Raw genomic sequence first — 9,211 nt, forward strand, 5'->3', positions numbered from 1 at the left:
ATAGTTGCTTACACAACAGGTTAATTCAGAAACAAAAGCTTTGTATTATCTTTTATATAAACTATCTAATTAATGCTTTGAACGGTATAAATACTTTAGACTTTTAAAAGATAATTGGTTATTTAGTTTAGTATATATCTTTTAGATTTTTTTACCCACATTACTAAAAATAAAGTTCTACCTAAGCTAAATAAAATATAAGAAAGCCATAATCCATTATTTCCCCATATTGGTACACAGATATATTGTGATATCAGCCATAAAATTAAGGCAAGGATCATAGAATCACGAATAGAAGAAGTGTAACTGATCCCAGAAAAAACGCCATAATAGATAAGACCACCAGCAACCACAATAGGAAAGATAGTAAGCCAATATTGATATTGCAAACAGATTGAGATGATTTCGATTTGATTGGTTAATAATTTAATAATTGTTGTATCAAATCCAAACCATAAAGCGATTAATATTAGAGGACAAATAATACAAGCTTGCAGTGACCAATGTAAGGTTTGATTATATAACTTAATATCTTTAGTACCTTTCGCCTTACCGCTAAATACGCTTGAGGCATTGGCAAACCCGTCAAACAAATAAGCCATTAAATAGTGAATTTGAAACAAAACGGCATTAGCAGCTAACACTTCGGTGCTAAAACTAGAACCAATCGAGATAAAATGGTTGGTAACGATTAATAAGCAAATGGTACGAATCATCAAATTGGTATTAACTAAAATCACTCCTTTCAATGATTGCCAAGATAGTATCGATTTTAAATCAGTTTGTTGATTGGATTTCGGTAAATTACGATAAATAAACCAAATGCCTAACAAAGTACAAATTATTTGAGCAATTAGTGTTGCAAAGGCAACTCCCTGCACATTCAAATGAAAGCACCAAACAAAAATTACTGCCATAATAATATTAAGCAGATTAATTAATACTTGTAGAAATAGCACAGCCTTTACTTTAGACATTCCCATTAACCAACCAACTAAAACGTAGTTGATAAGGACAAACGGTGCTCCCCAAATTAAGACAGAGAAATAAATATCCGCGTAATGCTTTACTTCTTCATTAGGTTTGATAATGTGCATTGAGGAAGAAAATATCACCTGTTGAAAAATGATAAAAATAATTCCTAAAAATATAGCTATAAATAAAGGGCGAATTAAAGATGCTCGCAACAGTAACGGGTCATCTAATGCTTGTGCTGCAAAACCAGTGGTACTAACTCGTAAAAAGCCAAAAAGCCAATAAATAGTATTAAAAATAACAGCGCCAACAGCAATGCCTGCAATAAAGGCTGGATTGGGTAAATGTCCAACCAATGCGGTATCGACCACGCCCAGTAATGGAGTTGTAATAGTTGAAATAATAAACGGAATAACTAGCGCTAAGTAATCTTTAAAACGATATTGTTTATTAACGATAGATTGAGTTGCCATAATTTAAAAACCTAAAATAGATTTAAGAAGTTGTTTAGAGTAAACATTATTAACCTGATTTAAATTGGCTATTTTATCAACTTGTTCGACAATCTGTCCTTGATAAAAGAAGATCACCCGATCGCAAAGATAAGTGATAGTCGCTAAATCATGTGTAATAAAAATGGTTGTTAAATTTAACTGTTTTTGCAGATCAACTAATAACGATAAAACTTGAGTTTGGACAGTAATATCAAGTGAACTTACTGCTTCATCAAATAAAACAAATTTAGGTGAACAGGCAATTGCTCGTGCAATACAGATACGTTGTAATTGTCCTCCACTCATTTCGTGGGGAAATCGATGATAAAATGATTCATTTAATCCTACTTGTTCTAATAGTTCAATTACTCGCTTTTTAAGTTGGCTTGCAGTAAGTTTGTCATAAATATAAATGGGTTCGGCAATAATTTCAGCAACGGTAAAATAAGGGTTAACTGAAGTGTTGTAGTCTTGAAACACAGCGCTTATTTCTCGTCGCATTGGAGATTTTCGCCATGCACGTTGTCCTATATCTTGCCCATTAAAATAAATTTTGCCACTATCAGGTTTTTCAAGCCCCAAAATTAGATTTCCAAGTGTACTTTTACCGCTTCCGCTTTCTCCTACAATACCTAAACATTCGCCTTGGTATAAAGATAAAGAAACATCTTTAATAATTGGTGTTTTTTTGCGATTAAATAAACCTTGATTAGGTTGTAAAAAAGATTTTTTGAGATTATTAATTTGTAATAACGGCGTCATTTAGATAGTCTCCAATCTATTTGGGTGGATAACGGCGTTAAATTTAGCTAATAACTGTTTACGCGTATCAATTAAGTAACGTGTATAATCATTTTTAGAATGATAAAAAATATGATCGCAACTACCTTGTTCTACAATCTGGCCTTGATTCATTACAATAATATGATCAGCGATATGGTGAATAACACTTAAATCATGCGAGATAAATATCATTGCTGTTTTCGATTTTTGTTTGATATTTTTTAATAATTGCAGAATATGAAGTTGACTAATAGAATCCAACGCTGTGGTTGGTTCATCGGCAATAATTAATTCAGGTTCAAGCATTAATGCTATTCCGATCATGATTCGTTGTAACATGCCGCCACTTAACTGATGTGGGTATTTCTTAAAGATTTGTTTTGGAACATTAAGACCAATGTCGGCAATCATGGTTAATGTTTTTTCAATAGCTTGTTTTTTACTAATTGTCAGATGCGCCAATAACGTTTCAACCACTTGATTGCCAATACAATAAAGCGGATCAAAAGCATTCATTGGATGCTGTAGTATAGCCGAAATAGCACTGCCACGAATATGGCGTAATGTTTCATGGTTTTGTTTTAATAAATCACCATTTAATTGTAATGCTATTTTAGACTGTTTAGGGTTAAATAAAACTTTGCCTTGAACCGAAAAGTAGGGCTCTAATAAACCGATAATAGCTTTGCTAGTTAAACTTTTACCGCAGCCACTTTCGCCCACAATACCTAAACATTGATGATGCTCAAGGCAAAAGGAGATATCATTAAGTAGTGTTTTGCCATTATCCAGTGTTACAGTAAGATTCTTAACCTCAAGTAATTTATTATTCATGCTGTTTTTTCCTTAGGATCAAGAATGTCACGTAAACAATCACCAAGCATATTAAATGCAGCAACCACAATTAATATTGCAATTCCGGGATAGAGCATTTGCATAGGATGCTGCATCATAACGTTTTTTGCTTCACTTAGCATTAGTCCCCATTCTGGAGTTGGTGCTTGTATGCCAAGCCCTATGAAAGATAAAGCTGAAATATTTAAAATTACCCAACCAGTATCTAGTGTGGCTAACACAACTAATTCTGACATTACATTTGGTAATAAGTGACGGCGAATAATAAATGAATGTGGTGCGCCAATTGCTCTGGAAAATAAAATATAGTTTTTACGGCTATATTTGATAACCGAGCTGCGAATCATACGACTATACCAAGCCCATTTGACCATAATATTGGCAATAATAACGTTCTCAATACCCACACCAAGTACGCCTACAATAGCAAGAATCATCACTTGGCTAGGAAAAGAGAGCATAATATCGCATAAACGCATAATATACTCGTCAAGTTTACCTCGTTTATAACCTGAAATTAGGCCAATTATTGCACCAATAATAATGGTAATAATCATGGTTAATAATGACAAAAATAACGTGGAGCGAATGCCATAAAGTAGTCTTGAAAAAATATCACGTCCAAGATGATCACAACCTAACCAATGTTGAGCAGACATTGGGGCGTATTTACGAATAATACGTACTTTATTAGGATCAAATGGTGCAATATAAGGGGCTAAAATACCTAATATAATGATAGTTGCAATGATAATTAAACAACATAATGCAGTTTTATTTTTACAAACCTGCTTAAGTACATTCATGACAAACCACCATTATCACGTAAACGAGGATCTAGTAAATGATGAATAACATCGACAATAAAATTACATACCACAAATAATATTGCCATAATTAAAATATAAGCTTGGATAACGGGGTAGTCTCGATTCATAATAGCTGCAATACATAACCGTCCAAGTCCTGGCCAGGAAAATATATATTCAACCACAAATGAGCCAGCAATTAATTGCGGAATTGTCATCCCTAATGCGGTAATAGTGGTATGTAACGAATTGATTAATACATGCTTAAGAATAATTGTTCGTTCTTTTAGTCCTCGGCTACGTGCATAAAAAACGGAGTAGTTACGCATGTTTTCTAGCATGTTATTACGAATAAAACGAATATAGGTTGAAATATAAACGAATGATAGCGTTAAAGTTGGTAGGATTAGATTTTGCCATGTGCCATATCCATTAGTTGGAAGTAAATCTAAATAATTAGCAAAAAACCAGATAAATAAAAGCCCAAGCCAGTAGCTCGGCATAGCCGTGCCTAAAAAAATTATAATACGTAAAATATGATCAAAAACTGAATTAACAAAAATGGCACATAAAATGCCTAAGATCAGACTAATAATCAACGTAAAAATAAATGAAGATAATGCTAAAAGCAGTGTTGGTTGTAAGCTTCGAATGATCTCATCTAATACTAGCCTATCTCGATGTACAAAAGAACGACCAAAATCAAGTTGAAAAACGTTATATAACCAACTGATGTAACGGTTCCAAAATGGTTCATTTAAACCTAACTCTAGGCGCATACTTTCAATAGCATCAGGCGTGGGCATAATTTCATTCAAACGTAATGCTACTTCAGCAGGATCAGAAGGGGCTAAATTAATAAGTAGAAAAGCGATAAACGAGATACCGATAATAATCGGTATCATCATAATTAAACGTTTAAAAAAGTAATTTAACATTATTACTAACTAACAAAATAAATTAAAAATGCATTTTCTCAAAGGGAATGTCAAACTGCGAAGGAGCAAATTCAATACCTTTTAGTGATTTTATGGCGATAGCTCGGTTGCGTTCATAAGTTAACGGAATATAGACCGCTTGGTTATGCAATGTTTCAAGCACATAACGGTAAAGAGCTTGACGTTCTTTTTCATCAGTTGAAATTAATGCTTTACTAATGCTTGCATCAATTTGAGCTTTCTCTTTCAATCCTTGTTGTGCCATATAATCACCATATACTGGTAATTTCATGCCAGACATAAAAGATTGTGGGTCATAAGGCATTCCCCAAGAAATATCAAATACCATATCAAAATCACCAGCTTTTTGGCGATCACGATAACCTTGTTCTTCTTCTCCATGAATGTTAAGTTTTAAACCAACCTGTTCAAACTCATCTTGCATATATTGTGCGATAGTTTTTTGAGATGCAGTATTGCTATCATAATAAAGAGTTATTTCAAATGATTTGCCATCTTTTTGACGGTAATTCTGACCTTTTTGTTTTAGCCAACCTGCTTTATCAAGTAGTTCTTCGGCCAATTTAGTATTATATTCGTAAGGTTTTAACCCAATATTTGCATAAGGAATATTAGTAGCCATTAATGTATCAGCTGGCGCTTCGCTACCATTAAAGATACCTTCAGAAATATCTTTTTTATTAATGATATGTTCGATTGCTCGGCGCACATTAGCATCGCTTAAAGCGGGTCGAGTGGTATTCATCAATACGATACGGCTTGATACAGGTTTTGACATTAATGTTTGAAATTTATCCATTTCTGAAAAACGTTCAAATGAATCGGCATCCACCATATTTTTACCATAAATTAAATCAATTTCACCTTTTTCAAGTGCCATTAAACGGCTTTGGTTGTCTGCTATAACTTTCATTGTAACAGTTTTCAGTTTTGGTTGCTCACCCCAATAGTTAGGATTTGCGTTAAAAACAGCATACTGATCTTTTTTATGATCACCTAAAATATAAGGGCCTGTACCAATATAAGATTTAACGCCATTTTTTGTTTCACCATCGATCATTGAATTCGGTGAAATAAAGCGCATGGGTCTGGTTACTGCAATTTCAATCAAAAACGGGTAGTAAGGCTCTGACAGATTAACTTGAAGAGTATAATCATCTACCGCTTTGACTTCAGTAATTAAACGTACCATTTCAAGCCATGTATGGCGCACTTTATTTGACAGGACAGCATCCCAGTTTAATTTTGCACTGTGAGCATCGAATTTAACACCATCACTAAAGGTAACATCTTTTCTCAGTTTAAACGTATAGGTTTTTCCTTGGTTTGTAATAGTCCAGCTTTCGGCAAGCCAAGGAGAAAATGTGCCATCTTGATTATAATGAACAAGCGACTCATAGAGCATATTTTGAGCCCACATTTCACCTCCATAAAGGTGTGGATTCAAATCGCGTATATCTCGGAAGTTTGCAAAAGTGATATCATCTTTTGCAAAACAGTTAAAGCTAAAAAGCGATAAAAGTGAGACAATTAATAGCTTTTTAATGTGGCTAAAGTTTAAAAGCATGTTTAATCCAGTAAATTATTATAAAGAGCAAAATATTAACATAATCGTAAATGATAATAAATATCATTTATATTTTTATGGATAAACACAATTAAAATTAGTACTCTTCTTTATAACATATTTATATATTAAAGGTGCTTTGATACTTTTAAGTAAGGGTTTGTGTAATATTTTAATATTTGGATTAGTATAATAGTCAGTGAGTAAATTTACTAAATAATCAGACAAATATTATTGAATTGCTTTATAATGCATATGAATAATTTATTTTTTGTTTATTTAGGATACATTTCATGTCATTTGACTCTCTTGGTTTAGATACCAAGATTTTAAAAGCAATTCAAGAACAAAACTATACCGATCCAACTCCCATTCAACAACAAGCTATACCTGTAATCTTATCTGGTAAAGACCTTATGGCGAGTGCACAAACAGGAACAGGTAAAACGGCAGGCTTTGGTTTACCAATATTACAAAAACTTATTGAACAGCAAGCAAAAGAAGCTAATAATCCAAAATCTAAAAAAGGCAAACGTCCTTTATATGCCTTGATTTTAGCCCCAACGCGTGAGCTGGCTGCGCAAATAGGTGAAAATATTCGCGATTATAGTCGTTATTTGCCCATTCGTTCATTAGTAGTTTTTGGTGGAGTGAGTATTAATCCACAAATGATGAAATTGCGTGGTGGTGTGGATATTTTAATTGCAACACCAGGGCGATTGCTTGATTTACAGCAAAAAAATGCGGTGGATCTGTCAACGATTAAAATACTGGTGTTGGACGAAGCTGATCGCATGTTAGATATGGGATTTATACATGATATTCGTCGTGTGATTGCCAAGCTACCTAAAAAACGGCAAAATTTAATGTTTTCGGCAACTTTTTCGGATGAAATAAAAGTTTTGGCTCAATCTATTTTGCAGTCACCTGAATCTGTTGCTGTAGCAAAAACCAATAGTGCTTCAGAACAAATTACTCAATATGTGCATCGAGTTGATAAACGCCGTAAGCGTGAGCTACTATCTTATTTAATCGGTAAAAATCAGTGGCAACAAGTGTTAATTTTTACACGAACCAAATATGGTGCAAATCATTTAGCGGAACAATTAACGAAAGATGGCATTAAATCAGCAGCTATTCATGGTAATAAAAGCCAAGGAGCTCGAACAAAAGCATTAGCTGATTTTAAAAGCGGACAAATTAGGGCATTGGTTGCCACAGATATTGCCGCTCGAGGTCTTGATATAGAGTTATTACCTTACGTTGTTAATTATGAGCTCCCTCAAGTTGCTGAGGATTATGTTCATCGTATTGGTCGAACAGGTCGAGCGCAGAATCAAGGGCAAGCTCTCTCGCTTGTGTGCATTGATGAATTGCCACAATTAAAAGCAATTGAAAAATTAGTTAAAAAAACGATTCCAGAATTAACAACCAAAGGGTTTGAAGTTGATCCTAAAATTAAAGCTGAACCTGTAAAAAAATCGTCACCAAGGCGTGCGCCAGCAAAAAGAAGAGGTTCATCTTCAAATCGATCGTCGCAATCCAATCAAAATGGTGTGACCTCCAATAAACATAATCATACTCAAAATAAGCAAACTTATATTTAATAAGAAGGAAATTATTATGGTAAATCGCAGCAGACGTTTACGAAAAAAATTACACATTGAAGAGTTTAAAGAATTAGGTTTTACCGTTAGTTGGTCGTTTGACGAAGGTACAACTGAAGAAACTTTAGATAATATCGTCGATCAGTTTATTCTTGAGGCTATTCAACCCAATGGTTTAGCTTATGAGGGGAGTGGTTATTTAAATTGGAAAGGGATTATTTGCACCCAAAAACTAGGCAATTGTACCGAAGAACACCGTGACATTGTCACAAAATGGCTTGACGAACACGGTCTAAAAAGTGTTAAAACTAGCCCACTTATCGATATTTGGTGGGATGAATTAGAATTCTAATCTATTGGTGATCTCTAAATAGAAAATAGTCACTGGTGTGGCTATTCAGGTACAATATAGTATTTCGGTAAGGAGTACTTATATAATGAACGAAGGTACTATTTTTAAACTTGATAAAAAGTATACGCCTTTTTTATTCAAAGCGATAGAAGCAGCAAAGAAAAGCGAATTTGTGACCAAATATAAATACGATATCGATCATTTTTATATATCTTTTAATAATTATATAAGCACAAATAATGGATTTAGCTGTTATACAATAAGCTTTTATTCGAAAGAGATAACGCAAGATAATTGGATGGACATTGGGACTGGCGGAATAGTTATAGATGATATAAATGTTGATATAGATGTTGATTCTGGCGATGTTATTTCCATTTATGCAAGTCGTTAACATAAAAAAGAATTTATAAAAATTATTGGTATATAAAAATAATTACATTAGCGATTATATTTATTGCTACTAAAATTTTTTAAATTATCTAAGAGTAAATCGTTTTATATATTGGTACAGCTAGTTTTTTCAATGATAGATTATCAACGGATGATATTACAACTTTAATATGGATTGCTTTTTTATAATTTTCTTTCCAACTGTAAGAAAAAGATATCCAAGCTAATATTTACAAATCTTAACAAAAAGGTCAGCATTTTATATTTAAATGATGTTATTTTTTATTTACAATATAGGCTTGTTTTAGTGAGTTACTATATTTCTTTTTTATCTAAAACAAAAATGATTTTATAAAAATTAATCGATACACTATAATAAAAATATTATATTAAACAATTACTTGAAATATTGAATAG

Annotated in this window: 9 protein-coding genes; 3 read left to right on the forward strand and 6 right to left on the reverse strand. The window is 33.0% G+C overall.

Annotation, left to right across the window (positions count from 1 at the left end; all coding sequences use genetic code 11):
* Window positions 1–122: 122 nt before the first annotated feature.
* Genes A9G44_RS08965 through nikA form a run of 6 tightly spaced genes read right to left on the reverse strand, consistent with a single transcriptional unit; the run spans window position 123 to window position 6,442 of the window.
* Entirely contained in the window at window positions 123–1,448 is a 1,326-nt protein-coding gene (locus tag A9G44_RS08965) for an MATE family efflux transporter (RefSeq protein ID WP_065610551.1), read from the reverse strand.
* Between the two features lie 3 nt (window positions 1,449–1,451).
* Complete coding sequence (locus A9G44_RS08970) at window positions 1,452–2,231, reverse strand: ABC transporter ATP-binding protein (RefSeq protein WP_065610553.1); 780 nt, start codon at window positions 2,229–2,231, stop codon at window positions 1,452–1,454.
* Complete coding sequence (locus A9G44_RS08975; RefSeq protein WP_034910514.1) at window positions 2,232–3,086, reverse strand: ABC transporter ATP-binding protein; 855 nt, start codon at window positions 3,084–3,086, stop codon at window positions 2,232–2,234.
* Window positions 3,083–3,913: a nickel/cobalt ABC transporter permease gene (gene opp1C / locus A9G44_RS08980; protein WP_065610554.1), complete on the reverse strand. Its 831-nt coding sequence runs from the start codon at window positions 3,911–3,913 to the stop codon at window positions 3,083–3,085. Before opp1C ends, A9G44_RS08975 begins: the two co-directional genes overlap by 4 nt.
* A complete protein-coding gene (gene opp1B / locus A9G44_RS08985) occupies window positions 3,910–4,854 on the reverse strand; it encodes a nickel/cobalt ABC transporter permease (RefSeq protein WP_065589797.1) in 945 nt (314 codons plus the stop codon). The genes opp1C and opp1B overlap by 4 nt, the downstream gene beginning before the upstream one ends.
* 22 nt (window positions 4,855–4,876) lie before the next feature.
* The gene (gene nikA, locus A9G44_RS08990; protein ID WP_065610556.1) at window positions 4,877–6,442 is read right to left on the reverse strand and encodes a nickel ABC transporter substrate-binding protein; all 1,566 of its coding nucleotides are present in this window, start codon (window positions 6,440–6,442) and stop codon (window positions 4,877–4,879) included.
* 293 nt (window positions 6,443–6,735) lie between these two features.
* On the opposite strand from nikA, the gene rhlE reads away from it, so the two are divergent.
* The 3 genes from rhlE to A9G44_RS09005 all read left to right on the forward strand — a co-directional run bounded on the left by rhlE (window position 6,736) and on the right by A9G44_RS09005 (window position 8,795).
* Window positions 6,736–8,049 (forward strand): ATP-dependent RNA helicase RhlE, encoded by a 1,314-nt coding sequence (rhlE, locus tag A9G44_RS08995; RefSeq protein ID WP_081298307.1) that lies wholly within the window; start codon window positions 6,736–6,738, stop codon window positions 8,047–8,049.
* Between the two features lie 16 nt (window positions 8,050–8,065).
* Entirely contained in the window at window positions 8,066–8,401 is a 336-nt protein-coding gene (locus tag A9G44_RS09000) for a YggL family protein (RefSeq protein WP_034910524.1), read from the forward strand.
* An 85-nt stretch (window positions 8,402–8,486) separates the two neighbouring features.
* Window positions 8,487–8,795: a hypothetical protein gene (locus A9G44_RS09005; protein WP_034910527.1), complete on the forward strand. Its 309-nt coding sequence runs from the start codon at window positions 8,487–8,489 to the stop codon at window positions 8,793–8,795.
* Window positions 8,796–9,211 lie beyond the last annotated feature (416 nt).

It is taken from the genome of Gilliamella sp. Occ4-3, assembly GCF_001690675.1.
GTDB classification, from domain to species: domain Bacteria; phylum Pseudomonadota; class Gammaproteobacteria; order Enterobacterales; family Orbaceae; genus Gilliamella; species Gilliamella bombi.

Bases quoted from the DNA above. Each gene is read 5' to 3' on its own strand.
- A9G44_RS08975 (WP_034910514.1), bottom strand. From the start codon at position 3,086: ATGAATAATAAATTACTTGAGGTTAAGAATCTTACTGTAACACTGGAT.
- A9G44_RS09000 (WP_034910524.1), top strand. From the start codon at position 8,066: ATGGTAAATCGCAGCAGACGTTTACGAAAAAAATTACACATTGAAGAG.
- rhlE (WP_081298307.1), top strand. From the start codon at position 6,736: ATGTCATTTGACTCTCTTGGTTTAGATACCAAGATTTTAAAAGCAATT.
- A9G44_RS08965 (WP_065610551.1), bottom strand. From the start codon at position 1,448: ATGGCAACTCAATCTATCGTTAATAAACAATATCGTTTTAAAGATTAC.
- nikA (WP_065610556.1), bottom strand. From the start codon at position 6,442: ATGCTTTTAAACTTTAGCCACATTAAAAAGCTATTAATTGTCTCACTT.
- A9G44_RS08970 (WP_065610553.1), bottom strand. From the start codon at position 2,231: ATGACGCCGTTATTACAAATTAATAATCTCAAAAAATCTTTTTTACAA.
- A9G44_RS09005 (WP_034910527.1), top strand. From the start codon at position 8,487: ATGAACGAAGGTACTATTTTTAAACTTGATAAAAAGTATACGCCTTTT.
- opp1C (WP_065610554.1), bottom strand. From the start codon at position 3,913: ATGAATGTACTTAAGCAGGTTTGTAAAAATAAAACTGCATTATGTTGT.
- opp1B (WP_065589797.1), bottom strand. From the start codon at position 4,854: ATGTTAAATTACTTTTTTAAACGTTTAATTATGATGATACCGATTATT.